Origin of the sequence: Rhizobium leguminosarum bv. viciae USDA 2370, assembly GCF_002008365.1 — a bacterium.
Taxonomy (GTDB): Bacteria; Pseudomonadota; Alphaproteobacteria; order Rhizobiales; family Rhizobiaceae; genus Rhizobium; species Rhizobium leguminosarum.
The window spans coordinates 97,156-123,375 of record NZ_MRDL01000037.1 but is presented as its reverse complement, the minus strand read 5'-3'; the positions used below and the strand labels follow the sequence as shown (position 1 = coordinate 123,375).

Below are 26,220 nucleotides of genomic sequence, written 5' to 3'. Positions count from 1 at the left end.
CTTATCTCATGACCGAAAAGCGGGTTTCGGAGGTGAGCCTCGCCATGTCAAATTTGCGCGTCGCCTCGATCAAGCGCACCAACCCGGTCGCTGCCCGCTCAAGCACGATCGCGCCTTTGACGGCATCGGCATTGGCGGCATTTCCGCTAACGCCTGCGGGGTGAAGATCCTGCGCCTGCCAGCCGAAGCCGACCGCGCCTTCCGCCGTCAAAGGACTGCCCGACTGCTCGATGTCGACGGTCAGCGGCACGAAATCTTCGGCCTTGTCCATGGCGACCAGTTCCGGCGCGATGGCCAGCATCATGCTGGTTTCGATATCGCCGCCGTGAATGCCGTGAACGATTTCCGCGGACGAAAACAGATCGTCGACCGGCGCGATCCTGAACCAGGAGCAGGCGACCGCCAGCATGTCAAGTTCGACACGGATATCGCGGCAGGTCATCTCCATCAGCGAGATCTGCCCGCCATGAGAATTGAATAGGATCATCTTTCGGACGCCGGCACGCTTGACGCTTCTGGCCATATCGAGCCAGACGAGCCGCAGGGTTTGCGCCGATATGGTCAGCGTCCCCGGATAGGCGAGGTGCTCATCCGACTTGCCGACACCGAATGCCGGCAGGATGAGGACGTCCGCGTTTGCGTCAAGCAACGGCACCATCCGATCGATGATGGCGGCGTTGATGGCGGCGTCAACCTGTACGGGAAGATGGGGGCCATGCTGCTCGACAGCCGCAATCGGCAGGATGACGACGGTTTCGCTCAGATCGCGGGACGCAAAATCCGCGGTCGAATAATCGGCCCAGTAAAAGGAATGCGTCATGCGCCACTCCGCATGGCCGACTTGCCGGTATCGGGCGAGCTTGCCGATTGCCGATTGGCCTCGGCTATCACGATCTCGAAGTCGTCGGGGATCGGCAGATCCGGTGAGACGTAAGATGCCAGTTCCGGCAGGATGACCGCTTCCCGATCGAGCAGCAGCCGGCGCAGGACGCCGCGCACGAGCCGTGGAACGGCATGCTTGTGCCCACTGATCGACGTCGAGTGCGGACCGTGACTGACGAAACTGCTGCTGTTGAAGGCAAATACCCGGCTGACCCACGTCTCATCCGGATCTTTCGGGATGAACCCGTAGAATCCGTCGAGATAGGGAAACCGTGCCAGCCGGGCGTCCGCGCGGCCGTCTTGCGGCGTGTAACGTTCGCCCCAAAGCGCGATCTTGTCGTGAATGGTTTTGAGTTCAGGCCTGGCGGCGAGATCGACATCCATCCCCGTTGCAAGAAGCAGGTGATCGAACTCCAGAATACCGTCCGGGGTGGTGACGCGGATCGCATCTGGCTGTTGAGAGACCTCCAGCCATGGTGTTGCGGGACGAAGCTTGAAATTTTCAAGGCGCATTGCGGTCTCGAAACTGCGCACCGGCGGCGGCTGATCGACGCTGCGAAAGAACCGGGCGATATCCCAGCGTGTGGTCTCGGAAAGGTCAGGGTAATGCGTCATCATGCCGGGCGTCTCGACCGCGCGGTGGGGATTGGTGCGCGGCAGGCGCGCGCGCCGGAAGCAGAGATCGACGGAGGCAGCACCGGCTTCCAGCGCCTTGATCGCATTGTCGAACGCAGAGGCGCCATGACCGAGCACGCCGACGCGCAATCCCTTCAAAGCGTCGAAATCGACGGGACCGTTCGTGTGATCGAACTTTTCGGCCGCCAATGCTTCTGATACAAATGGCGGCACCCGCCATGCGCCGGCGCCGTCATACCCGGTGGCGAGCACCACGGTTCGCGCCAGAGATTTTTCAATCCGGCCTCCGATGCGGGTCGTAACCGCAATCAGATCGCCCTCCGGCGCGACGTCCAGGACGTCGCAATGATTGGTGATGGCGATCTCGAAAACGTCGGCATACCAGTCGAGATAGGCCTTCCAGTCTGTTCGCGGAATGCGGGACAGATCCGTCCAGGCCTGCTGCCCATAGCGCGTTTCGAACCAGCGGCGGATGGAGAGATTGACGACGTTGAACTCGTTGCCGACCTGGGTCTTCGGGGTACGCAATTCCTCCATGCGCGCAAAGGTCAGCCATGGCCCCTCAGCGCCCGGCGCTCCGCTGTCCAAGACGCAGATGCGCCGGAGCCCGTCCCATTTCAGGGCTGCTGCGATCGTGACGCCTGACTGGCCACCGCCGACGATGATCGCATCGGCGATATCAGCCGCGTCTGGTCTCGGCAGGTCGCTGAGCCATGCTGCGCTCGGGTAGCCGAGGGCGGCAAGATCGGCAAGCGCTGCCTGCTTCAGGTCATCAAGCGTCCCGCGCGGCGCATCGATTGGGGCAATCATCATAGGTAATCTCTTATATGGGCCAACCGTCCGCGCAGGCGGCGTCGGCGATTGATTTCGGTCAGCGCCACGATCAGGGCCGTCAACACGAGGACGGCCACCTGCATGGCATTGAGGTCGGGCTTCAGCTCGCGCCGGAATTCCGATGCGACGATCAGCGACAGGGGCTGCGTGCGGCCGGCGAGGAACATGGAGATGGTCAGATCGGCCAGCGACAGGATGACCCCGATGGAATAGGCGGCACTCAGCGCGACGCTCAACTGTGGTAGCAGAACACGCCGGAAGCTCTGCCACGGGGTGGCGCCGAGATCCCGCGCCGCTTCTTCAAGCCTGGGGTCGAGCCGGACCATCACGGCGGCAAGGATTGTGGTGGTGAAGGGAATGACGACCAAAGTCTGCGCCAATATGAGCGCGGTTGCCCCACGGCCCAATCCCACCCAGCTCATAAGCATGGCCTGCGCAATGGAAAGCACCGTCTTCGGCACCAGAAAGGGCACGAGGACCAGGATGGCGAATGCTGCCCGGAACTTCATGCGTGGCGACGTCACGGCCAATGCGGCCATCAGCCCGATCAGCGCGCCGAGCAGACCGACGGGCTGCGCAATCAGAAAACTGGTGACGAAGCCACCCAGAAATGCTTCGTTGCCGAAAAGATCGGCATACCAGGTGAACGTAAATCCACTCAACGGGAAGGCCATCGTGCTTGCGGCGTTGAAGGAAAAAATTCCGAGAACGACGATCGGCAAATAGAAGAAACACACGGCAAGACCGAGCGTGAGAATGACCAGGCGGCTCATCGTGCCCCCCGTCGAAAGACCGCGCGGGCGCCATCGAACCGAAGAAGGATGGTCACGAACCCGGTGGCAAAGGCGATCAGGACGACAAGGAGGCTGAGCGACAGCGCGGAAGCCAGCGGCCAATCGAACGCCGTCCCGAACAGGTTGTCGATCATGGCCATCGGCGTCGCACCCGACGTCCCGCCCAAAAGGCTCGGCGTCATCATGTCGCCGGCGGCGAGTGCAAAGACCGTAAAGACGCCGACAGCCAGTCCGGGTGTGGTCAAAGGCAAGATGACCTTGAAGAACGCGTCTATCGGGCGAGCCCCGAGATCCCGTGCGGCTTCGATCAACCGCTTATCGATCAATTCCGCCGAGATCCAGATGGCCAGCACCATGAAGGGCAGATTGTTGTAGAGAAGCACGAGATGCGTGGTGAACGGCGAAAACAGCAGGAACTTCAACGGCTCATCGATCACGCTCAACCATTTCAGAGCAGCGTTGACCAGCCCTTCGGAGCCGAGAACGACCCGCCAGGCATAAATCCGGACGATCTCGCCGGTATAGAGGGGCGTCAAAAGGACGATGCTGCCGATGCCTTTCCAGAGAACGGGAAGGCGCGTCATCGAAACGGCGATCGGGTATCCGATCAAAGCTGCCAGTAAAGCCGTGCCCGCGCCCGAGACGACCGACTTGCCGATCAGAAAGGCGAAGACCGGATTGGTAAACATCTGAGCCCAACTCTGTCCGGAAAAGGCCGGAACGAGCGTGAACGCATCGGGATCCACCTCAAAGACGCTGAAAACCAAGAGCACGGCAAGCGGTAGAACGCATCCGAGGATTAAAATAAAGGCGACTGGCACCGCGAGCTGTGCCCGGTGAAAAACCGACGCCATCAGTCGATCCTCGTGATGAAGGCGCGGTCCTGATCGACGACGAGCCCGACATTCGCGCCAGGCGTCAGCGGATTAGCCGCCATGAACCGCAAAATGACACCGTTAACCTCTGCCTCGACAAGGTAGCGATCTCCTTTGAACACCACATGCCGGATCGTCGCGTTCAGGCCATCAGTCCCAATACGGACATGCTCCGGCCGAATGGCGAGCACGGCCTTATCCCCTTTCGCCAATCCCTCCACTGCCGGGCATTGCATGATACCGGTGGCCGTATCGATCGCAGCCGATCCGGAGGCCTCGCCGGCATCGACGATTTCGCCTGGAATGAGTGTCGCCGCGCCGATAAAGTCGGCAACGAAAGTGTTGGCAGGACGGGCATAGATTGTCAGCGGCGCCGCCTTTTGAACGATGCGCCCCTTGTTCATGACGACGACGATGTCGGAGAGCGCGAAGGCCTCCTCCTGATCGTGCGTGACGTAGACGAATGCAATACCGAGACGCCGCTGCAAATCCTTCAGTTCGATTTGCAAATGTCCGCGCATCTTTTTGTCCAGTGCAGACAAGGGTTCGTCGAGAAGCAGCAGATGCGGCTCGGCGATGATGGCGCGTGCCACCGCGACCCGCTGCTGCTGGCCGCCTGAGAGCTGGTGTGGATACCGATCGCCGAACTCCGCCATATGTACGGCATCCAGAGCCCTTTTGACGCGCGCTGCCACGTCGACATTGCTGTGGCGCCGCAGTGTCAGCGAGAACGCGACATTTCCGAAGACGGTGAGGTGGGGAAACAGCGCGTAGCTCTGGAATACGGTGTTGACCGGACGACGCTCCGGCGGAACGCCGGAAAGCGACCGTCCGTCAAGCACGAGCGATCCCGCGTCCGGCGTCTCGAAGCCGGCGATCATGCGCAAGATCGTGGTCTTGCCGCATCCGGAAGGGCCGAGAAAGGTGGTGAAAGCCCTTTCCGGAATATCGAGATCGACGCTATCGACCGCGCGGTCCCTGCCGTAATTCTTGGTCAGACCGCGCGCCGAAAGCAAAAGCCCGGATCTTGACGGATCGGCCGCCATGTCAGGCGTCGTCGTCATGATCAGCTTGCCTTGACTTCATTCCAGATCTTCAGCCACTCGGAATAATTCTCCGGGGCGACCGGCCACATGAACGACTTCATCACATCCATGTCGTCGACGAATATCGCTTCCTGCTGCTGCTTCGACAATTCGTCGCGGATGATCGAGGATGTGGTCGCATAGTTGCCGATCTTAGCGATCTGGGTCGCGAATTCCGCCCCAAGCAGATAATCGATAAACTTGTAGCCGATCTCGCTCTTTTCCGCAGACAGGGTGGCCGGCATGGCAAAGCAGTCGCACCAGCCCATAATGCCGGCTTTCGGCTTGGCCATCCCCATCGCCAGCTTGTCTTTCAACGCATCATAGGGAACCCGCCACGAAAACGCGCAGGAAACCTCGCCGGTGGCAAACAGATTGGTGAGATCGCCGATCGTCTGCCAATAGGTGCGCAGCAGCGGCTTCTGCGCAACCAAAAGCTTCTTGGCTTCCGCCAGCTCCTTGGTCTCCATGAGAAAGACCTTGTCGCGCGGCACGCCGGCGACCAGACCGGCGATGCCAATGGATTCCAGCGCATAGTCGCGCATGGCGAGCTGGCCCTTGTATTTCTCGTTGAACAACGTCGTGTAGTCAGGCTCGCTCTCGAACTTGTCCTTTCGGTATACGATTGGATTGAGGCCCCAGAGATAGGGAACCGCGAACTGCTTGCCGGCGGCATCGAGAACCTTGGGCGTGGTCTTGAAGACGTCGTACATCTTGGCGGCGTTGGGGATCTTCGCCATGTCGATTTCTTCGAGCAGGCCTGCCTTGATATAGCGCCAGCTTCCATTCAGCGACGGATTGATCATGTCCCAGTCGGAAGCCGTGCCGGTTTTCAGCGCCGCGAACTGCGCGTCCTCGCTGGAAAGATAAGACAGCTTCACCTTGACGCCGGTTTGCGCCTCGAAGGCCGCAATGTATTCAGGATGCCCATTGGAATCCCAGGTCGCCCAGACCATTTCGGAAACGGCAGCTTTGGCACTGCTCAGTGAACCGAACATCCCCGCCGCCGCCCCGGCGGCGATCCCTGCAAGCACTTCGCGTCGGCTAATTCCTGAACCTGCCATCATGCCCTCATCTGGTTGCGAGTGAACTGCGACCAATGTCGTTTGTTTGGACAAGAAAGCCTATAACAGAACCCAAATAGACTATATTGCACTGCGCAAAAGCCGGACGACCTCTGCCGCGATCCCGCGAGATTGGTCTAAACGAAGACCTGCGCTCCGGACCGCAGGAATGTGATCGGTACGGACTCCGTCGGATCGCAGACGCGGACGCCGGCCGCAACCGACTTGATCATCTGCCGGAGCCAGACGTGATCGGGAGACTGGTGCTTGCACTCATGCCAGAGCATGTAGAACTGCATCTGCCCGAGTTCGCGCGGCGCCTCCAGAACGACGAGTGGAAAGGCCTGAGCGATTTGCTCGGCAAAAATCCGCCCCGTCGTGAACACGAGGTCCGATTGTGTGAGCACGTAGGGCGTGATCGCATATTCTGGCACGGATACAGCGATGTTGCGCTTGAGCCCGAGTTCGATCAGCCGCCCGTCGATCGGGCTGAGATGGGCCCGCTTGTCGGAAGTCGGAGAAAGATGTTTTTCCTTCAGGAACTCGCCCATCGAGATCGGTTCACGTTGCCTTGCCAGTCTATGGTTCGGGCGGACGACGCAGACAATGTCGGTGGTTAACAGGGGGGACATCCGCAGGTACTCCGGCGGATGCGGCCAATTGCCGATGACCGCATCGATGGACCCGTCCGCAAGCTGGCTGATAAGATCATCATAGCTCGGCATGTGGGACGCATCGACACCGACATTGGGTGCCTTTTGTGCAATTTTTCCGACCAGCTGAGGCAGAAACACGGCTCCGAGGCAATTGTCTGCGATAATGCGGAAGTTTCGCGTCGCATTGTCCGGGTCGAAGGTGGCGTGAGGCGACAGATGCGCGTCGATCTGGCCGAGAATGTCGCGCAACGTCTCCTTCAGGGCGAGACCTCGCTCCGTGGGTACCAGCGCCCCTCCTGACCTGACCAGAAGCGGGTCGTCCAGCATTTCCCGCAACCGTTTCAGCGTCAGGCTGACCGTTGGCTGGGCCTGCCCCAGAATGTCGGCGGTTTTCGAAACGCTGCATTCCGTCAGCAAGGTCAGGAGCGTGCGCATCAGACGCACATCCATCATCCCATTCGCCTGTCGCATCATGATCAGCCTTCCCTTGTCGAACGGTGCAACAAGCTTGAAAAGAGGCATATTTCATGCCAACCGACGAGGTCGCTGGTCATGCCGTTATGTGTAGTCGTTGCAGTTAAGGGCGTCGAAAGCCAGCCGCCAGACATTCGAATATGACCCCGCAATCACGACGGTCGTCGTCTGGGTAAGGTGAGCGCGGGTTTTGAGCGGGTGGCGATATAGGGCTCACAATGAAAGTGGTCGGGGCATGGGTTCGTTCGATGCGGATATATTCTGACGCGAGGAATTGGCCCTGACCTGCCGTGTCGCGCGCTACCCGAACGAAGTCATCACATCGATTCTACGAGCAATGCGACCCCGTCCCCCACGCGGGTCATGGGCGCCCGCAAGTGAACCATCCGTCTGCCGCGCAATGATGCCGGCCCTTGCGTTCCGTAGATCAGGACAGGTTTACCGTCTCTCAGCCCCAGCCCCGGATTGAGCGTGTAGAAAGGTCGCTTTGCCGTGAAACAATACTCGCTTGAAGTCGGCGGTCCCGCCCCGCTCGTTCTGTTTGATAGGGTATCCCGCGCTGACGCCGTAGCCAGGCTTTCACCGGCGGTGACGGGCTGGAAGGATGGTCGTCAGACGTTTCTGCGGCCGGCGCCTCGATTGCTTTTCGGGCAATAAGCCTTGTGATCGCGGCGATCCAGGCGGCGCCTTAACCGAGTCCTTGACCTGAAGTAAAATGCGGTAAAAGTGTTAGCTTGGAGCCTTAAGCGGTCTTTGTACCATCTCAAAGTGACGTATACTTGGATTGCTACCGTCAGTCGTCCAAGCCTCTGCGAACGATAGATACACGGGACTTGAGGAAAGCTAATCAAGCCGACGCCACGCCTTGGAGTTCGCCTTTTCGATGCCTTAGGCTGCAGACTGATCTATGCAATCTCTATCAGCATACAGACTGATTATCGATATGCACAATTCATGCCGTAATCTGATTTATATCGATAATATCAGCTTATAGCCTGTGAAACAGGCGTAAGAAATCAGGCTGGCGTTGCCTGGAACAAGGAAGATCCGTCCGACTCGCACGATGTCGCCTGGTCAGGGGATGACGCTCTCTGGCCACAAAGGGGCGACGGAGAGAACCATCAGACGTGCGAAGAATCTCGACATAATCATCGATGAGCTCGGTATCGACTATCTTAATGATCTGAGGCGCGCAAAGGGGCGCGACGATGGCTGTATAGCGGTGGTTGGCTTTGCCTGCGGCAGCAGCGTCGGCACCACAAGACTTGGCGCGAAAATCATTCCATTTCACGTTGGCGGCAAATCCTCCCGGCGTCCTCCTTGCCAGGCGCCGACGAATAGCCGCGGGAGCGCGTTGTATCATCAACTGGGCGCGCCGGCAGCCATTCCTGGCACGCCGAGTTTCGAAGACGAATTCATGCATTGGTGCCCGGCAGGCCGAACGCCTGCTGAAAATATCGGCGAAAGGCGTGCATGGCCGGGGTGAAGTCGGTTTTGGCGCGCCAGGCGAGGCCGACATCCATCGGTGGCACCGGATCCGTGATGTTGATCGTCTCGATCCGCCGGCCTTCCAGCGACCAGGGGCGGTGCACCATATCGGAGAGGATCGCGACGCCGAGGTTGTTGGCGACCATGGAACGTACCGCCTCGATCGACGAGGTGCGCAGAATCACCCGCGGCTGGTAAGGCGTCGTGCTCCAGTACTTCAATGACGAATATGCCGCCTCGTCCACCGTCAGCATGATGTAGGGCTCCTCGGCGATATCCTGCAGGCCGACGTCCGCACGCTTCAGCAGCGGATGCTGCGCGGACACCCAGAGCCTGCGGACGGAACGCAAAAGCGTCTCCGTGGTAAGTGCGTTATTCAGGATATTCGAAGTCAGCAGCACCGAAATGTCGTAGCGATTGACCAGCAGGCCTTCCTCGATCGACTCACGGTTCACCTCGTAAAGCTGGATGCGGAGCTTCGGATAAAGCCGCCGCATGCGCTCGATGTGGAGCGGCAGAAAGTAGCCGATGACCGTGTAGGTCGCCGCGACAGTCAGATCGCCCTCGATGTCGCTGCTGACATAGTTCAGATGCGTTGCCTCATCGACCTTGGCGAGGATCTCGTAGGCGTAGGAAAGAAATTGCCGACCGGCGGCGGTCAGTTCCATGCCCTGCGGCATGCGGGTAAACAGTGCGACCCCGATTGATTTTTCCAGCTCCTTAATTGCGGTCGTCACTGCCGATTGCGAGATCGAGAGTTGTGCAGCCGCATAGGAAATCTGCCCCTGCTCGGCAGTTGCGACGAAATAGCGGAGTTGTCGGAAACTGAGGCTCATGGTTCCGTATGTCCCATCGAATTATCTGAACTCAGCGTCAATAAATTCGATTGGCTGCATATGATTTATGCGCGCGCGTTGTGAATTGGTGGTGGAATCGAACTAGATCATTGGAAATCAACATAAAGTTTTTGCCTTTGATTTGAGCGCAGGTATCTCTTTTCTCGATAATGATGGCGCAAAAATTGAATTTTTCAAATCCTGTTTTGTCACGTAGCGTCTTCGCCAGATGACAACCGCGGAAAGACAGTTTGAAAAATATCGTCGATATCAACTGCGATATGGGAGAGGCCTTCGGTCGCTGGCGGATCGGCGACACGCAGGATGCCTTGCTCATCTCCCACATCAGCTCGGCCAATATCGCCACAGGCTTTCACGCCGGCGACCCGAACCTCATCGACGAGACCGTGGCACTTGCCGCGGCTCACGGGGTCGGGGTCGGCGCGCATCCTGGCTATAATGACCTTCAGGGCTTCGGCCGCCGCAAGATTCTCGGCAACAGCAAAGAGCTGGTCAACGACATCATCTACCAGGTGGGGGCGCTGCGCGAGTTCGCCCGCCGTCACAGCGTGCCGGTGCAGCATGTGAAGCCGCATGGCGCGCTTTACATGGAGATGGCGGTCAATTCGGATTTCGCCCAGATCTTCGTCCAGTATCTGCGCACAGTCTCGCCCAACGCTTTTGTCTTCTGCATGGGCGGCTCGGCGACGCACCGGGCAGCACTTGATGCCGGACAGCCTGTCGTGCGCGAGTTCTACGCAGACCGCGACTACGACGACAGCGGTTCGATCGTCTTTACCCGCGATGCCGGCCGTCCGGACCCGATGGTGCTGGCGCAGAAAGTGCTGCGCGCCTGCCAGGAAGGCAAGGTCCGCACGGTCTCAGGCAACGACATCGACATCGAATTTGAATCCATCTGCTTTCATTCCGATACGCTCGGCGCGCTCGATATCGTTTTGAGCATGCGCGAGCTTCTGATCGGTGCGGGAATTCGGATCGCGCCGGTGTCGCAGATCCTTGGCCAATAGATTTGTGGAGATCGACCAGTGAGCAAGATTGAAATCCGTTCGCCCCTGCCGGGCACCTTCTATCGGGCTTCGGCTCCCGATGCTCCGCCGTTCAAGACGGATGGTGATGACGTCTCCGAGGCCGAGACGATCGGCGTGATCGAGGTGATGAAGACATTCCAGGAAGTTACGGCCGGCGTTACCGGCAAGGCGATCACCTTCCTCGTCGACAATGAAGAGCCTGTCATGGCCGGGCAGGTCATTGCGGAGGTCGAAGCATGACGATCGGCTCGGTGCTCGTCGCCAATCGCGGGGAGATCGCCGTTCGCGTCATCAAGGCGGCGAAGGCGCTCGGCATCCGCACCGTGCAGGTGTACAGCGCAGCAGACGCAGATATGCTGGCGGTGCGGCTTGCCGACGAGGCGGTGAACATCGGCCCGCCGGCGGCGAAGAAATCCTATCTCGACATTGCGGCAGTGATCGCTGCCGCCAAGGAGGCCGGTGTCGATGCCGTGCATCCGGGCTACGGCTTTCTGTCCGAAAACGGCGATTTTGCCGATGCGGTTCGTGACGCCGGCATGATCTTTGTCGGCCCCTCGGGCGATGCAATCCGCACGCTCGGCGACAAAGTGGCGGCGCGGCAGGTGGCAAAACGCGCAGGCGTACCGACGGTGCCTGGCAGCGAAGGGCGTGTCACAGGGCTCGATGACGCCCGCTTGCTCGCGATCGAGATCGGTTTTCCTGTGATGATCAAGGCCGCGGCCGGTGGCGGCGGACGTGGTATCCGCATTGTCGATAGCATCGCTGAGCTGGAGCAGCAGTTTCCGCTGGCCACGGCCGAGGCGCTGGCCGCCTTCGGCGACGGCGGGCTTTATATGGAAAAGGTCATCGGCCGCGCCCGACACGTCGAGGTGCAGGTTTTCGGCGACGGGCGGAATTTCGTGCATTTCTTCGAACGCGAATGCTCGCTGCAGCGGCGGCGCCAGAAGGTGTGGGAAGAGGCGCCCGCCTTCCTGCTGCCTGCCGCCGTGCGCGAACGACTCTGCATGAGCGCCGTGGCGCTTGCACGCGAGGTCGGTTATCGCGGGGCCGGCACGGTCGAGTATCTCTACGACGACGATACGGGCGACTTCTACTTCATCGAAGTCAACACCCGCATCCAGGTCGAGCATCCCGTTACCGAGATGATTACCGGGTTCGACCTGGTGCAGGAGATGTTCAAGGTCGCGGGCGGTGCATCCCTTTCGGTCGCCCAGCGAGATATCGTGGCCAGCGGCCATGCGATTGAGTGCCGCATCAATGCCGAGGATCCGTTCAAAGCCTTCCAGCCGTCGCCAGGTACGATCGCGTCGCTGTCTGTTCCGGAAGGCGAGGGCATCCGGTTCGACACGATGCTTTACGAGGGCTACACGATCCCGCCCTTTTATGATTCCCTGCTCGGCAAGCTGATCGTGCACGCCGAAACCCGCAAGGCCTGCCTCGAAAAGCTTGCCGCGGCGCTGACGGCTCTCGCGATCGAAGGCGTGCCGACGACGGTGCCGCTGCATCTGGCGCTTGCCCGCGATGCAAGCGTCGGCGCGGGCGCCTTCCATACCCGCTTTCTCGAACAATGGCTGGAGCACGATTTTCCCGCTTTGGCCGGCCGGACCCAGGAGGTTGCCTGATGCCTGCGCGATATACGTTCGGAGGTGACGAACACCTCTTCGTCGAATGCAGCAGCGAGATGTCGCTGGAAGCCTTCTTCAAGAGCCTGTCGATGGCGACAGCGGTTCGGGAAAGCCAGATCAGGGGCGTCACCGAGATCTGCCCGGCCAACGCCTCCTTCCAGGTGAAGTTCAATCCCGATCTCATCAAGCCTGACGACATCCTGCGGGAGGTGCGGGCAATCGAGGGCGTGGCGGAAAAATCCGAGCCGGTCCTGAAGACCCGCATCATCGAGATCCCGGTCTTCTACAATGATCCATGGACGCACGAGACGCTGATGCGCTTTCGCGAGCGGCATCAGGAACCTGGCGGAACCGACCTCGATTATGCTGCGCGGGTCAACGGCTACGGCGGTGTAGAGGATTTTGTCGCCGCGCATGCGGGGTCGCCCTGGTTCGTGTCGATGGTCGGTTTCGTGGCCGGGCTTCCCTTCATGTACCAGATGGTCGATCGACAGCGGCAGATCGAAGTGCCGAAATATCTGAGACCACGCACCGATACGCCCAAACTGACAGTCGGCCATGGCGGCTGCTTCGGCTGCATCTATTCGGTGCGCGGCGCCGGCGGCTACCAGATGTTCGGCGTCACGCCGATGCCGATCTTCGACCCGACGCAGCAAACGAGTTACCTGCGCGATTTCATGGTGTTCTTCCGTCCTGGCGATATCGTCAAGTTCAAGCCCGTCGATCGCGACGGATACGACACGGCGGTCGAAGAGGTCGACAAGAGGCTCTTCAGCCCGCCGATCCGCCAGGTCCGCTTCGATCTTCGCGAATTCAGCAAGGACATTGACGGTTACAACGCCGCGCTGGAGGGTATTCTCAATGGCCATTAAAGTGTTGCACCCTGGACTATCGACGAGCGTCCAGGATCTCGGCCGTCCCGGCTATTTCCACCTCGGCATCCCGATCGGCGGCGCCATGGACCGCTACGCCATGCGTGCTGCCAATCTGCTCGTCGGCAACGACGAAGGGGCGGCGGGTCTCGAGGCGGTCTTCATGGGGCCGAAGCTCGAATTCGCCGAGGACAGGCTCGTGGCCGTCACAGGTGCCGACATGCCGGCCAAGGTCGACGGCGTGGGGCAGCCTGGCTGGACCGCTTTCAAGGTCAAGGCCGGCCAGGTGCTGAGCTTCGACTTCCTGAAATCCGGCGCGCGTATCCTGATCGCGGTCGCGGGCGGCATCGACGTGCCGGAAGCGCTCGGCAGCCGCTCCACCTATCCGATCGGCGCGCTCGGCGGCTACAAAGGGCGGGCGCTGGCAGCCGGCGACGAACTGCCCGTCGGAAAGGCCGACCTTGCCGAGGAAGGAGAAAGCGTCGCCGAAGAGCTGCGGCGCAAGCCCGGAACGCCGGCAGCGCTGCGCGTGCTGCCGGGGCTCTACTGGGACCGGCTGACGGATGCCGCCAAGGCGAGCTTCTTTGCCGACGAGTGGAAGGTGGCGCCTGAGGCCGACCGCATGGGCTACCGCTTCCGCGGCGGGCGCAGGCTCGAATTTATCGACCGCAAGCAGCCCTTCGGCGCCGGTTCGGATCCGTCGAACATCGTCGACAGCTGCTATCCCTACGGCTCGATCCAGGTACCGGGCGGGACGGAGCCGATCATCCTCCATCGCGACGCGGTCTCCGGCGGCGGCTATTTCATGGTCGGCACGGTGATCTCGGCCGACATGGACCTCATCGGCCAGTTGCAGCCGCATACGCCGGCGCGCTTCGTCGAGGTGACGATGGACGAAGCGCTGAAGGCGAGGGCCGATCGGGCAGCACTGCTCGACCGCCTCCGCCAAAGCCTGTCGTGAGGTGACGCCGATGGCCGGCCGCTCACTCGACGTGCGTCAGGTAATCGGCCGTCACGCTCGGGCCGGGGATGATGGCAACGATCTTCATCTGGGCGATCATGCGTTTCATCGAGGCGTCGAGATGGGTCTCCAGCATCGCGGCGGCCGCATCGACGGCGCCGCGCATCAAAAGCTCGACGATCAGCCGCATCTCGGTGATGGCGGTCGGATCGTCAGGCAGGCCGAGATGACGCAGCAGCCGCTCGGCGGCGTTGACGGGCAACAGGTTGTTGCGGATCAGTTCCCGCGTCTTCTCGTTTGTCGTCGTCAGCACGCAAATGTCGATCATCTGCTCCTGAAGTTCCTCGAGTTTTTCGAGGTGGTCGACCGGTTGCGAAGCTTCGAGGCCGGCCAGGCGAGTGAAGAGCTCGGTCAGGCGTTCGCGGTCGACTGCGGCAGCGCCGGCCTTGAGCGCGGCGGGCTCCAGCATGCGTCGAAGCGTGAAGTGATCCTTGATCGTCTGGGCCGTCAACGGGCCGGCGATCCAGTGGGAACTCTGGTTCTTCCGGACGAGGCCGCGTTCCTGCAACCGGCTGAGGACGTCGCGCACCACCGTGCGGCTGACCTTGAAATGATTGGCGAGTTCGATCTCGATGATGCGGTACTGGCCGAAGACGACGCAGCCGGCCACGTCGCGCTCGACCGTGTTGTAGATGCGCGCCCAGGACGACCGGCTCTGCAGCGCCTCGTCGGCATGCTGGGCTATGACCAGCCCGAAGGACTTGATGTCCGTGCGGTTTGGTGTGAGCCCTGCATCCTGAGGTCCGACCAGGAAGCCACGTCCCTGGAAACGGTGGACAAGGCCATCGGCCTCCAGGCGAAGCAGGGCGCGCTGCACCGGCGCGCGCGACGTTTGGAGGATATCGGCGATCGGCCCCTCGAGCAGGACCAGACCCACCGGCAGCTGTCCGCCGACGATATTGTCGCGCAGGATATGCTCGGCAATCTCGTACCGACGCTGGGCCGTCTGTGCTGGGAGATTGCGTATCATCGGGCGGGGCATCCTCCATCCAATCGCGGATGGCAACAAAGTCGGAATTCTCTTTAGTGTATTTTGCCGTTCCGGACTATGTCAAAATAAATGTCTTTTGCATACCAAAATTGCATTATTTCGCTGAGCGTCGCTTGAGGCGGCGTTTGGTCGTCGTCTAGGCCATTTTGCCCCGCAGATGGTCAGACGGGCGGATAGCGCTCGCGGAGAGAGCTCGGATGATGCAGAAATGCGTGATTTCTGGCGAAGCATTGCCGAAAAGCTGCGCATAATCGTCCGGAATGCCCGTATCTCGTTTTTCCGGAATCCCTGCTTCCATACTGCGGTTTTGTGACTCTGTGTTGCTCTGCACAAAATGTCGACCGTTTCATGAAAAAGCCTATTGAATACAAAAATCATTTATGTCATCAATTCTGCACAGGGATGCCGGTAGAAGCATTCCGAGGGTGAACGACAAAAAACGTCAGACTGCCGATCGATCTTCCGCCGTGTGCCTTGCCGCCCACGAACGGTTTCGGCTGCCGTTTCGCAAGGCGCGCGGCGGCCTAGGAGCGATCCGTGCTGGTGCAAAATGGAGAGGCTCTTGTCTTCGGTTCTCAAGCTCGCAGGTGTCACCAAGGCTTATGGTACGCTGAACGCGCTCGACGGCATCGACCTGTCGCTGCCGAACGACAGCTACGTCTCGCTTCTGGGGCCGAGCGGATCTGGAAAGACGACGCTTCTGCGCGTCATCGCCGGTTTCGAGCAGCCGGACCTCGGCACGGTGATCTTCAAGGGTCAGCGTATCGAGACGGTACCGCCGCACCGGCGCGACATCGGTTTCGTCTTTCAGAATTTTGCCCTTTTTCCGCATCTGTCGGTCTCCAGGAACATCGCTTTCGGGCTGGAAAACCGTGCCGAGAACTCCGTGACCGATCCTGATATCGTGCAGGTCAGGGTCAAGGAGATGATTGCGCTCGTCGGCCTTTCGGGCCTGGAAGATCGCGGCGTCGGGCAGATCTCCGGCGGTCAGCGGCAGCGCGTGGCGTTGGCGCGCACGCTGGTGACGGAGCCGTCGCTGGTGCTGCTCGACGAGCCGCTTGGCGCGCTCGACGCCAATCTTCGCGCCCGCATGCGCAGCGAGCTCAGGTTGATCCGCGAGCGCTGCGGCGTCACCTTCCTGCACGTCACCGGCAGCGAGAGCGAGGCGCTTGCCATGGGCGACATGGTGCTGGTGCTCGACAGCGGCCGGATCGCGCAGGCAGCAGACGCCGACACGATCTATAACCGGCCAAAATCGCTGTCGGTCGCGAGCTTCCTCAACTGCTACAATCTTTTCGAAGGCCGGCTCGCCGGGGAGAGCTTCCTCAGCCCCTATGGTGCTTTCCCGCTCGGCGACCAAATGCAGTTCCGCGACGACCGCACCGGTTACGCGATCCGCTACGACCGTGTTGCGATCCGCCCGGCCGAAGTGCCCGCCGCCGACGACGAGGTGAGGCTCGAGGCGACCTTCGTCGCCGACGAATATTCGGGCGCCGCGATCAACTCCTTTTTCTCGCTCGATGACGGCCGCGTCTTCGAAGTGGAATCTCATCTGAGCCAGAGCATGCCGCCCGCCTGTACGCCGCAGTCGCGCTACACGCTCGTCTGGAAGCGCCGGGATGCCCTCGTTTACGCCTGATACTCTTACCGCATAGCGCGGGACGGGAGACTGATTGATGTCGATAAGTGCCACAACAGCCGAGACCGAAACCACCGTGGAACCGGTCAAGAAGGCATCCAGCAAGACGCTCTGGCTGTTGGCGCCGGGCGTCATCTGGATGTTGCTTTTTCTGGTAACACCCATCCTGATGATGATCTACGTGTCCTTCTGGACGCAGACGACGTTCAAGATCACGCCTGATCTCACCGTCAAGAGCTGGGTGACCTTCTTCACCACGGACACCTATCTCAGCGCTCTTTGGACGACGGTCAGGATCTGGTTGATCGTGCTCGCCTCGACGCTGGTCGTCGGCTATCCGGCGGCCCTCTACGTCGGCCTCTTCGTCAAGAACAAGACGATCCAGACGGCGCTTCTCGTCCTCTGCGTCATCCCTTTCTGGACCTCTTTCCTGATCCGCGTGCTCGCCTGGCGACCGATGTTGGGCAAGGAGGGGGCGATCAATCTCATCCTGCAGGGTCTCGGCATCATCAACCAGCCGATCGAGGTGCTGCTCTTCTCCGAACTCTCGGTTATCATCGGCATGACGCAGATCTATTGCGTCTTCATGGTCGGGCCGATCGCCTTCATGATGGGCCGCATCGACCAGAGCGTCATCGAAGCAGCGCAGGATCTCGGCGCGGGCTTCTGGCGCATTTTCCGCACCATCATCCTGCCGCTCACCATGCCGGGCGTGGTGGTCGGCGCGATTTTCGTCTCCGTCATGGTGCTTGGTGAATTCGCAACTGCCGCCGCGCTCTCCGGCCGCAAGGTGAACCTTCTCGGCAATATCATCGTCACCCAGGTCGGATCGCTGAAATGGGCCTTCGCCGCTGTCGTCGGCGTCGTGCTTACCGTGCTCATGGGCGTCGTCGTCGCGGCACTCTTGCGCGTCGTCGACCTCAGGAAGGAGCTCTGACATGCAGGCTGGCGGCATCAAGCTATCACTCGGCATCTATACGGCGGTCTTCCTGATCTTCCTCTACGCGCCAATGGTGGTGCTGGCCATTCTGTCCTTCCAGACAGGGCCGGAAGGCGGACCGCAGTTCCCGATCATCGAGTGGTCGACCTACTGGTACAAGCATCTCTTCGGCCTGACGCCGCCATCGCGCATCGCGCCGCTGCCGATCAACGAGGCCTTGGTCCGCTCGCTGGTGCTTTCGGTAATGACGATGATCGCCTCCACCGTGCTCGGCGTCACCTCGGCGCAGGCCTTCCGTCGCCGGTTCCATGGCTCGGGCGTCGTCTTCTACCTGATCGTTCTCGGCATGATGGTTCCTGGCGTTCTGGTCGGCCTCGGCATGGCGCTCGTCGCCAATGCGCTGGGCATCGACCGGCATTGGTGGAGTACGGCCTTCGTGCTGCACGTTGTCTACACCTATCCTTTCGCCTTTCTCGTCATGCTGGCGATCCTCAACCGCTTTGACCAGAGTGTGGAGGAGGCGTCGTGGTCGCTCGGCGTGTCGCCGGCACGCACCTTCCGCAAGGTGACGTTCCCGCTGATCTTTCCGGGCGTGCTCTCGGCCATGCTCTTTGCCTTCACGCTGTCTTATGACGAATTCTCGCGCACCCTGTTTGCATCCGGCCGCGACTTGACGCTGCCGCTTGCCATCTACGGGACCTTCTCGGTGGAGGTGCATCCGAACGTCTTCGCTTTCGGGGTGCTGACGACGATCTTCTCCTTCGCGCTGCTCGGCGTCTACGCCATCTTGATGGTGCTTTCCATCAGGCGCGCCAAGCGCGTCGCGATCCAGGAGGAGGCGTGATGCCGGTACCTTCAGCCATCGTGACGGGCGCCGGTTCCGGCATCGGTCGTGCCATCGCCATCCGGCTGTCGCAGGACGGCTATGCCATACTCGTCAACGATCTCCACCTCGACCGGGCGCAGGCGGTTGCCGACGAGATCGCAGCGGCTGGCGGCAAGGCCGTCGCGGTTGCCGGGGACGTTTCTTCCGAGACAGATACGGCGAAGGTCTACGAGGTCGCAGTTTCGGCCTTCGGCCACCCGCAGTTGCTCGTCAACTGTGCCGGCATCGTCCATCAGGCGCTGTTTGAAAACCTTGAGGTTGCGGATTTCGACCGGATGTTCGCGATCCATGTGCGCGGTACCTTTCTCATGACCAAGCTCGCTCTGCCATCGATGCTTGCTGCCGGGGATGGTGTCATCGTCAACGTCGCCTCGCAGCTCGGCCAGATCGGCGGCATCGAACTCGTCCATTATGCCGGTGCCAAGGCGGCGATCATCGGCATGACGAAATCGCTCGCCCGCGAGGTCTCGAACCGCGGCGTGCGTGTCAATGCCGTCGCTCCAGGGCCGATCAACACGCCGCTGGTGCGCGAGCTCTCGCAGGAGTGGCGCGTCCGCAAGGCCGCCGAACTGCCGCTCGGTCGCTTCGGCGAGCCGGAAGAGGTTGCCGCCACCGTTTCGTTTCTCGCATCGCCCGCCGCCAGCCTGTTCGTCGGCCAAACGCTTGGCCCGAACTCCGGCGACGTCATGCTCTAGTCAGGAAAACAGAATGACCACGATCTCCTCGATACCCCGCATCGTGCTGATCACCGGCGCCGGCATCGGCATCGGCAAGGCGACCGCCAAGGCATTTGCCGCGCTCGGCGACCACGTGATCGTCACGGATGTCCTCAAGGTCGAAGGGCGCGCCGCCGTGGCGGAGATTGAGGATGCGGGCGGTTCGGCCGAATTCATCGCACTCGACGTCCGCTCGACGTCCGCCGTCGATGCCCTGGTCGCCGACGTGGAGAAACGTCACGGCCGCCTCGACGTGATCATCGCCAATGCCGGCATCGCCCACAAGGCACCCCTCGATGTGCTCGATGACGACAGGTGGGAGCTGACCTTCGACATCGACCTCAAGGGCATCTTCCGCGTGGTCCGTGCAGCCGCACCCGGCATGAAGGCGCGCAAATCAGGCACGGTGGTGGCGCTCTCCTCGATCATGGGAGTCGCCTACGGCTGGGACGAGCACGTGCATTATTCCGCCGCCAAGGCCGGTGTCGTCGGCCTCGTGCGCGGGCTGGCAGTCGAACTTGCCCGCGACGGCATCCGCGTCAACGGCATGGCGCCCGGTTACATCCGCACCGCACAGCTTCTTTCGGAAGAAAACTCGCTCGGACCGAAGGGCGCGGAAGCGGCAAGCGCCTTCATCCCGATGGGGCGGCTCGGCGAACCGGAAGACATCGCCGACGTGATCGTCTTCCTGGCGTCGAACAGCGCAAGATACATGACCGGCCAGACGCTGGTCGTGGATGGAGGGCTCCTCGTGGGCCGATACTGACGGCTGGCGCGTCGGGACCGATCCCATCCTGACGCCGATGCCGGACGAGAACGATGGGTGGTCATGAAGGCCATCCCGGGGAACAAAAAACCGGAGAACGACAATGACAATTTCGATGGACATGAATCGACGTTCACTGCTGAAGCGATCCGCAGGCGCGATGGCGCTTGCCATCGGCGGCGGCACACACTTCCTCTCTTCGCGGGCAGCTTATGCGCAGGCCGCCAGCCTCGCCGGCGAGCAACTGCGCACGATCGGCCTTTCGGTCACCGTACAGGAACGCATCCTGGCCGACTTCAAGACGGCAAGCGGCGTCGGCACGACGTCCGGCACGGCGGCAACCTTCCCGGACGCGCAGACCCGGATCCTCTCCGGTTCGAAGGATTATGACGTCTGGGAAACGATCGGCGAGCGCCTTCCCTCCGTCGTCATGACCGATAATGCCGACCCGATCGAGACCGCGGGCCTGAAGAGCTGGTCGAATATCCGCGAGATCTTCACCAAGCCTGATCCGAAGTTCGACCCCAAGGCGCAGATCGTCGGTCAGATCTGGACGGACGAGACGCAGACGGCGCTCTGGATGGTGCCTTCGGTCTTCAACTTCGACTCCGTCGGCTATAATCCGGACGTGCTCTCCGACGAGGAAGCCAACAGCTGGACGGCGATCTTCGACAGCAAGTACAAGGGCAAGTCCGGCCTCAACACCGACCCGCTGACGGCCTTCGGCCAGGCGGTCATGGCGATGAACACGCTTGGCCTTTCCAATGTCAAGAACCCCGGCAATCCGACCGCCGCGGAAATCGACGAAGCCGCGAAGTTCCTGATCTCGAAAAAGAAGGAAGGCCAGTTCCGGGCGCTCTGGGGCGATTTCGGCGAACTCGTCAACTTCCTGGCATCCGGCGAAATCGTCGTCTGCGACGCCTGGCAGCCGGCGGTTATGGCCGTCAAGGCGCAGGGAAAGCCTTGCAAATACGCCATTCCGAAGGAAGGCTATCGCGCCTGGTCCATCGGCAACACCATGCTGAAGGGCACGCCGAACAAGGAAGCCGTCGTCGCCTATGCGGACTATTGGCTGTCGGGCGAACCGGGCATCACGGTTTCCGAGCAGGGTTACTATTCGCCGACCACCAACATCAAGGAGAAGATGGCGCCGGAAAAATATGCCTTCTGGTACGAAGGCAAGCCGTGGGTCGGCGCGCCAGAGCGCGGCATCAAGGAGGGCGATCTTCGCGACGGCGGTTCGCTCGAGACCCGCGCGGCAAACGTCGCCTACTGGCACCAGTGGCCGGATGAATACGACCACCTCATCCAGAAGTGGGACGAGTTCCTCAACGCCTGATGCGTTACTCCCAGCGCCCCTTCATCCCATCTGCGATGCGGAGAAGGGGCCACCTGGCAGGCGGCTGCGGTCGCCTGTCCTTTAACCCGCAACGGAACGACCGACATGATACATGACCTCGAACTCTACCAGATCGGAAAGGTCTACGATAACGGAACGCCGGCCGTGATCGATTTCAACCTTGCCGTCGACAAGGGCGAGTTCATCGCGTTCCTCGGCCCGTCCGGCTGCGGCAAAACGACGACGCTGCGGATGATCGCCGGATTCGAAAGTATCTCGTCCGGCAATCTGATGGTCAGGGGCGAGCGGATCAACGATATCGGCCCGGCGCAGCGGCCGACCTCGATGATCTTCCAGAATTATGCGCTCTTCCCGCACATGACTGTGCGCAACAATATCGGCTACGGCCTCGACGTGAAGCGCATGGAGAAGGTCCAGCGCAATGCAAAGGTCGATCGCATTCTCGAAAAGCTGGGTCTCGAGGACGTCGCCGACAAGCGCTGCGACAAGCTTTCCGGCGGCCAGCGACAGCGCATCGCGCTTGCGCGCGGTCTCGTGGTCGAGCCTGATATTCTGCTGCTCGACGAACCGCTCGGCGCTTTGGACGCCAACCTGCGCAAGACGATCCAGAGCGAATTGAAACTGTTGCAACGCGAGCTTGGCGTGACGTTCGTTTTCGTGACGCACGCCCAGTCCGAGGCGCTGGCGCTTTCCGACCGGATCGTCGTGATGAACCAAGGCCGGATCGAACAGATCAGCCCGCCGCATCAGCTTTATACGCGGCCAAACACGCCTTTTGTCGCGCAGTTCATCGGCCGCAATACGATCTTCAAGGGTGCAGTCAAGGGCCACGAAAAGGGACATGTCGTGGTCGACACGCCGCTTGGCCTTCTCGCCGGCGATGCCAATGGCGCGGTCGCGAACGGAGACGCGGTGAGCGTCGTGATCCCTGCCGAGGCAGTCGAGGTGCATGCGCTCGACAAGGGCGGCCGCGATGCGATCGCTGAGGCCTGCAGCGGCAATGTCATCGACGCCAGGATCCGCCGCTTCGACGTCGTCGGGCATATCTCGCATCTTTCGGTCGCCCTGCCGGACGGACGCATGCTGGCGCTCGAAGCCCATGTCGACAAGTATCCGCCCGGCGCTTTTGCCGTCGATGCGCTGGTTGCGCTCGCCTTCAAGCCGGAAAACGCCACCGTCATTCCCGCCCACTGAAAAGCCGGCCGATCAAAGCCGGACCAACGAGAACATCACAAGGAGACCTCGCAATGGCAAAAGAAATCTTCTGCAGCTTCGGCATCGACGTGGACGCCGTTGCCGGCTGGCTCGGCTCGTATGGCGGCGAGGATTCCCCGGACGATATCTCGCGGGGCCTGTTTTCCGGCGAAGTCGGCAGCCCACGGCTGTTGAAGCTTTTCGAGCGCTTCGGCATCAAGACCACCTGGTTCATCCCCGGCCACTCGATCGAGACGTTTCCGGAGCAGATGCAGGCCGTCGCCGATGCCGGTCACGAGATCGGCATCCATGGCTACACCCATGAAAACCCGATCGCCATGACGCGCGAGCAGGAGACGGAGGTGCTCGACAAGTGCATCGAGCTCGTCGCCAAGCTTTCCGGCAAGCGGCCGACCGGCTATGTGGCACCCTGGTGGGAATTCTCCAACGTCACCAACGAACTCCTGCTCGAGCGTGGCATCAAATACGACCATTCGCTCATGCACAACGACTTCACGCCTTACTATGTCCGCGTGGGCGACAGCTGGACCAAGATCGACTATTCGAAGAAGCCGTCGGAGTGGATGGTGCCGCTGAAGCGTGGTCACGAGACCGATCTCATCGAGATCCCGGCGTCTTGGTATCTCGACGACCTGCCGCCGATGATGTTTATCAAGAAGGCGCCAAACAGCCACGGCTTCGTCAACCCGCACGACATAGAGCAGATGTGGCGCGACCAGTTCGACTGGGTCTATCGCGAAATGGACTACGCCGTCTTCCCGATCACGATTCACCCTGATGTCGCCGGCCGGCCGCAGGTTCTGATGATGCTGGAGCGTCTCTACGCCCACATGATCAAGCATCCCGGCGTCAAGTTCGTGACGATGAACGAGATCGCCGACGACTTCGCCAAACGGTTCCCCCGCAAGAAGTAAGAGGTAAAGGCGATGTGTTCGCTCTGCGGTATTCTGGGTGGTAACGAGCACTGGGCCGACGCGGTCGCGCGACCCGGGGTCTATACCCGCACCGCCGAGCGGATCGACCGCCGGCGCGAGCGCGCCCGCCGTGTTGCGATTGCCAACCGCGTCCTCGACGCCTTTGGTCTCTCCATGTCCGACTGGCAGGGATCCTCCTTCCTGCTGTCGACCCGCACCGGAAAGACCGAGATCATCGAAGATCTCGGACACCTGTGGCCGGCGGCCGAGCGGCTTGCGGGCCGGCCGCTCGATCCGCTGGCCGAGACGCTTCTCGACCGGCTGGAGGCGAACCGCCATGGCTGATGCGTTTCCGGCCTTCACGCCCGTCACGTTGCTGACCGGTTTTCTCGGATCCGGCAAGACGACGCTGCTACGCCGGTTGCTGGCCGACCCGGCGCTCTGCAACGCCGCGGTGCTGATCAACGAATTCGGCGAGGTCGGCCTCGACCATCACCTGCTCGAGCGCATCGACGAGAACATGGTGTTGCTGCAATCCGGTTGCCTTTGCTGCACGGTGCGGGGCGAATTGGTCGATGCGATCCGCGACCTGCATTCGAAGCGCGAGCGCGGCATCGTCCCGCCCTTCGACCGGATCATCATCGAGAGCACCGGGCTTGCCGATCCTTTCCCCGTTCTTTCGACGTTGAAGGCTGATCCGGTTCTGCGGCATCATTTCCGATCCTCGGGCGTGATTGCCACCGTCGATACCGTCAATGCCGGGACGCAGCTTGCCGCCTACCGCGAGCCGATGCGGCAGGTGGCGGTGGCCGACCTTCTGGTGCTGACCAAGGCCGATATCGCTGAAGCCGGCCAAGTCGCGCGGATCACAGCGATGATCCGGCAGATCAATCCTGATGCGCCGATCGTCCTGGCGTCGGATGATGTCATCAGTCTGCTGGAAGATACCACAACCTGCCGCGCCGAGGCGATGCAATCGCCAGGCGGCTTCTATTGCGACGATCCCGGGCCTGTTCTTGCAGGCGAACATTCCGGCCGCATCCGGTCCTTCGTGCTGGTGAGCGAAGGCACGATCGACTGGACAGCCTTCGGCATCTGGCTGACCATGCTGCTCAACCGGCACGGCGACCGTATCCTTCGGGTCAAGGGGATTCTCAACATCGAGGGCGAGGACTTTCCCGTGGCGATCCACGGGGTGCAGCATCTGGTCCACACGCCCGTTCATATGCAATCCTGGTCCGGCGGGGACCGGCGGTCCCGCATCGTCTTCATCGTCGACGGCATCGAGCCCGCGGCAATCGAGCGATCGTTTGACGCCTTCAACGGGCTCGGCGTGACACAAGTCGCACCGCGGCGGATCGAGGAAATGCAGCCATGAGAAAAATGCCGACGCCGAAGAGCTTTCCGACACCCGCCCTCCATACAGAGGGCCGGATCAAGCTGCGCATCCTCGGCACGGCGATTTCGCTGCTGGAAGAACTCCGGCTCGGTGCCGAGCGCGATCTGGGCATGGATATCGAATTCGACAATCAGGACTTCATGACCGCCCAGCACAAGGCGGCGCTGGAGCCGATGACCTACGACATCTACGACCAGTGCTTCCACAACCTCGACATCGTCTGGTACTGGCGCGCCGTGCAGCCGATCGAGATCGAGCGGATCACGCTTTGGGACGAGATCACCGATCTGACGAAAACGGGCCGCATCGGGCCGAATGCGCGGATCGGGCAGGGCGATGCGCCGGTGACCAAGCTTTTCGTGCAGCCGAACCTGGCGCTTGCCGAAACGCCCTCGCAGCGCATTTCGATGCTGCCGACGACCCATAATTTCGACAGCTTCGCCTACCGGACGGATGCGGCAAATTCCAACCAGATGAGCTCCTGGGCAGCACTGCTCGATCCGCGCTGGCACGGGCGCGCTGCACTCGTCAACGAGCCGGCGATCGGCATCTTCGACGCAGCACTTGCGGCGCAGTCGGCCGGGCTGATGACCTTCGACAATCTCGGCAACATGAGCATCGAGGAAATCGACCGGCTGCTGGATATTCTGGAAGAGCGCAAGAAGGCCGGCTTCTTCCGCGGCTTCTGGCGTTCGGCCGAGGACGCGGCGAACCTGATGACGAAGAGCGACACGCAGATCCAGTCGATGTGGTCGCTTGGCATCAGCAAGCTGAACCTGCGCGGCTTCCCAGTCGAACTCGCCAATCCCGCCGAGGGTTATCGCGCCTGGCATGGCGGGCTCTGCCTTTCGAAACGGCTCTCCGGCCGGATGCTCGACGCGGCCTACGACTATCTCAACTGGTGGATTTCGGGCTGGCCCGGCGCGGTGGTGGCCCGGCAGGGCTATTACATGTCGACGCCGGGACGCTCGCGCCCGCACATGACACCGGCCGAGTGGGACTATTGGTACGAGGGCCTGCCGGCTGCGACGGACCTGCCGGGGCCCGACGGGCTCCTCCGCATCAAGGCCGGTGCGGTGCGCAGCGGCGGCTCCTATTGGCAGCGCGCCAATTCGATCGCCGTGTGGAACACGACCATGGATGAACACAATTATCTGGTGCGCCGCTGGATGCAGTTCGTGGCGGCGTGAGCAAAGCGGGAAA

Annotated in this window: 25 protein-coding genes; 16 read left to right on the top strand and 9 right to left on the bottom strand. The window is 61.3% G+C overall.

Features of this window, described 5'->3' with window-relative positions:
* Nucleotide 1 precedes the first annotated feature (1 nt).
* From BS629_RS19600 to BS629_RS19565, 8 genes are all read right to left on the bottom strand, one after another.
* Entirely contained in the window at nucleotides 2-820 is an 819-nt protein-coding gene (locus BS629_RS19600) for a creatininase family protein (RefSeq protein ID WP_018245301.1), read from the bottom strand.
* The gene (locus BS629_RS19595; RefSeq protein ID WP_018245300.1) at nucleotides 817-2,331 is read right to left on the bottom strand and encodes an NAD(P)-binding domain-containing protein; all 1,515 of its coding nucleotides are present in this window, start codon (nucleotides 2,329-2,331) and stop codon (nucleotides 817-819) included. Before BS629_RS19595 ends, BS629_RS19600 begins: the two co-directional genes overlap by 4 nt.
* Nucleotides 2,328-3,125 carry an ABC transporter permease gene (locus tag BS629_RS19590; RefSeq protein ID WP_018245299.1) on the bottom strand — a complete coding sequence of 266 codons (798 nt, stop codon included), beginning with the start codon at nucleotides 3,123-3,125 and terminating at the stop codon, nucleotides 2,328-2,330. Before BS629_RS19590 ends, BS629_RS19595 begins: the two co-directional genes overlap by 4 nt.
* Nucleotides 3,122-4,000: an ABC transporter permease gene (locus BS629_RS19585; protein WP_018245298.1), complete on the bottom strand. Its 879-nt coding sequence runs from the start codon at nucleotides 3,998-4,000 to the stop codon at nucleotides 3,122-3,124. The genes BS629_RS19590 and BS629_RS19585 overlap by 4 nt, the downstream gene beginning before the upstream one ends.
* Entirely contained in the window at nucleotides 4,000-5,085 is a 1,086-nt protein-coding gene (locus BS629_RS19580) for an ABC transporter ATP-binding protein (protein ID WP_018245297.1), read from the bottom strand. The genes BS629_RS19585 and BS629_RS19580 overlap by 1 nt, the downstream gene beginning before the upstream one ends.
* A gap of 2 nt (nucleotides 5,086-5,087) precedes the next feature.
* Nucleotides 5,088-6,170 carry an ABC transporter substrate-binding protein gene (locus BS629_RS19575; RefSeq protein WP_245268268.1) on the bottom strand — a complete coding sequence of 361 codons (1,083 nt, stop codon included), beginning with the start codon at nucleotides 6,168-6,170 and terminating at the stop codon, nucleotides 5,088-5,090.
* A 137-nt stretch (nucleotides 6,171-6,307) separates the two neighbouring features.
* The gene (locus tag BS629_RS19570; RefSeq protein WP_018517233.1) at nucleotides 6,308-7,348 is read right to left on the bottom strand and encodes a LysR family transcriptional regulator; all 1,041 of its coding nucleotides are present in this window, start codon (nucleotides 7,346-7,348) and stop codon (nucleotides 6,308-6,310) included.
* A 1,367-nt stretch (nucleotides 7,349-8,715) separates the two neighbouring features.
* Complete coding sequence (locus tag BS629_RS19565) at nucleotides 8,716-9,624, bottom strand: LysR family transcriptional regulator (RefSeq protein ID WP_018245294.1); 909 nt, start codon at nucleotides 9,622-9,624, stop codon at nucleotides 8,716-8,718.
* Between the two features lie 251 nt (nucleotides 9,625-9,875).
* On the opposite strand from BS629_RS19565, the gene BS629_RS19560 reads away from it, so the two are divergent.
* Genes BS629_RS19560 through BS629_RS19540 form a run of 5 tightly spaced genes read left to right on the top strand, consistent with a single transcriptional unit; the run spans nucleotide 9,876 to nucleotide 14,131 of the window.
* Nucleotides 9,876-10,652, top strand: coding sequence for a 5-oxoprolinase subunit PxpA (locus tag BS629_RS19560; RefSeq protein WP_018245293.1), 777 nt, complete (start codon nucleotides 9,876-9,878; stop codon nucleotides 10,650-10,652).
* 18 nt (nucleotides 10,653-10,670) lie between these two features.
* Nucleotides 10,671-10,913, top strand: a complete 243-nt coding sequence (locus tag BS629_RS19555; protein ID WP_018245292.1) for an acetyl-CoA carboxylase — start codon at nucleotides 10,671-10,673, stop codon at nucleotides 10,911-10,913.
* On the top strand, nucleotides 10,910-12,295 hold the full coding sequence (locus tag BS629_RS19550; RefSeq protein WP_018245291.1) for an acetyl-CoA carboxylase biotin carboxylase subunit: 1,386 nt from the start codon (nucleotides 10,910-10,912) through the stop codon (nucleotides 12,293-12,295). Before BS629_RS19555 ends, BS629_RS19550 begins: the two co-directional genes overlap by 4 nt.
* Nucleotides 12,295-13,170, top strand: a complete 876-nt coding sequence (locus tag BS629_RS19545) for a 5-oxoprolinase subunit B family protein (protein ID WP_018245290.1) — start codon at nucleotides 12,295-12,297, stop codon at nucleotides 13,168-13,170. The genes BS629_RS19550 and BS629_RS19545 overlap by 1 nt, the downstream gene beginning before the upstream one ends.
* Nucleotides 13,160-14,131, top strand: coding sequence for a 5-oxoprolinase subunit C family protein (locus BS629_RS19540; protein ID WP_018245289.1), 972 nt, complete (start codon nucleotides 13,160-13,162; stop codon nucleotides 14,129-14,131). Before BS629_RS19545 ends, BS629_RS19540 begins: the two co-directional genes overlap by 11 nt.
* A gap of 22 nt (nucleotides 14,132-14,153) precedes the next feature.
* Here BS629_RS19540 and BS629_RS19535 read toward each other — a convergent pair whose 3' ends face one another.
* The gene (locus BS629_RS19535) at nucleotides 14,154-15,173 is read right to left on the bottom strand and encodes a GntR family transcriptional regulator (protein ID WP_018245288.1); all 1,020 of its coding nucleotides are present in this window, start codon (nucleotides 15,171-15,173) and stop codon (nucleotides 14,154-14,156) included.
* 559 nt (nucleotides 15,174-15,732) lie between these two features.
* Between BS629_RS19535 and BS629_RS19530 the strand changes: the two genes are divergently transcribed.
* From BS629_RS19530 to BS629_RS19480, 11 genes are all read left to right on the top strand, one after another.
* Nucleotides 15,733-16,821, top strand: coding sequence for an ABC transporter ATP-binding protein (locus tag BS629_RS19530; RefSeq protein ID WP_018245286.1), 1,089 nt, complete (start codon nucleotides 15,733-15,735; stop codon nucleotides 16,819-16,821).
* A gap of 37 nt (nucleotides 16,822-16,858) precedes the next feature.
* Complete coding sequence (locus tag BS629_RS19525) at nucleotides 16,859-17,758, top strand: ABC transporter permease (RefSeq protein WP_018245285.1); 900 nt, start codon at nucleotides 16,859-16,861, stop codon at nucleotides 17,756-17,758.
* Between the two features lies 1 nt (nucleotide 17,759).
* Nucleotides 17,760-18,605: an ABC transporter permease gene (locus BS629_RS19520; protein ID WP_018245284.1), complete on the top strand. Its 846-nt coding sequence runs from the start codon at nucleotides 17,760-17,762 to the stop codon at nucleotides 18,603-18,605.
* Nucleotides 18,605-19,342: an SDR family NAD(P)-dependent oxidoreductase gene (locus tag BS629_RS19515; RefSeq protein WP_020493426.1), complete on the top strand. Its 738-nt coding sequence runs from the start codon at nucleotides 18,605-18,607 to the stop codon at nucleotides 19,340-19,342. Before BS629_RS19520 ends, BS629_RS19515 begins: the two co-directional genes overlap by 1 nt.
* Nucleotides 19,343-19,355: 13 nt before the next feature.
* On the top strand, nucleotides 19,356-20,129 hold the full coding sequence (locus BS629_RS19510; protein WP_018245282.1) for an SDR family NAD(P)-dependent oxidoreductase: 774 nt from the start codon (nucleotides 19,356-19,358) through the stop codon (nucleotides 20,127-20,129).
* Nucleotides 20,130-20,232: 103 nt separating this feature from the next.
* Nucleotides 20,233-21,468, top strand: a complete 1,236-nt coding sequence (locus BS629_RS19505; RefSeq protein ID WP_018245281.1) for an ABC transporter substrate-binding protein — start codon at nucleotides 20,233-20,235, stop codon at nucleotides 21,466-21,468.
* Nucleotides 21,469-21,573: 105 nt separating this feature from the next.
* Nucleotides 21,574-22,683, top strand: a complete 1,110-nt coding sequence (locus tag BS629_RS19500; protein WP_018245280.1) for an ABC transporter ATP-binding protein — start codon at nucleotides 21,574-21,576, stop codon at nucleotides 22,681-22,683.
* A 53-nt stretch (nucleotides 22,684-22,736) separates the two neighbouring features.
* A complete protein-coding gene (locus BS629_RS19495) occupies nucleotides 22,737-23,618 on the top strand; it encodes a polysaccharide deacetylase family protein (RefSeq protein WP_018245279.1) in 882 nt (293 codons plus the stop codon).
* Between the two features lie 12 nt (nucleotides 23,619-23,630).
* On the top strand, nucleotides 23,631-23,963 hold the full coding sequence (locus BS629_RS19490) for a hypothetical protein (protein WP_018245278.1): 333 nt from the start codon (nucleotides 23,631-23,633) through the stop codon (nucleotides 23,961-23,963).
* The gene (locus tag BS629_RS19485; protein WP_018245277.1) at nucleotides 23,956-24,996 is read left to right on the top strand and encodes a CobW family GTP-binding protein; all 1,041 of its coding nucleotides are present in this window, start codon (nucleotides 23,956-23,958) and stop codon (nucleotides 24,994-24,996) included. Before BS629_RS19490 ends, BS629_RS19485 begins: the two co-directional genes overlap by 8 nt.
* Nucleotides 24,993-26,207, top strand: a complete 1,215-nt coding sequence (locus BS629_RS19480) for an ABC transporter substrate-binding protein (RefSeq protein ID WP_018245276.1) — start codon at nucleotides 24,993-24,995, stop codon at nucleotides 26,205-26,207. Before BS629_RS19485 ends, BS629_RS19480 begins: the two co-directional genes overlap by 4 nt.
* Nucleotides 26,208-26,220 lie beyond the last annotated feature (13 nt).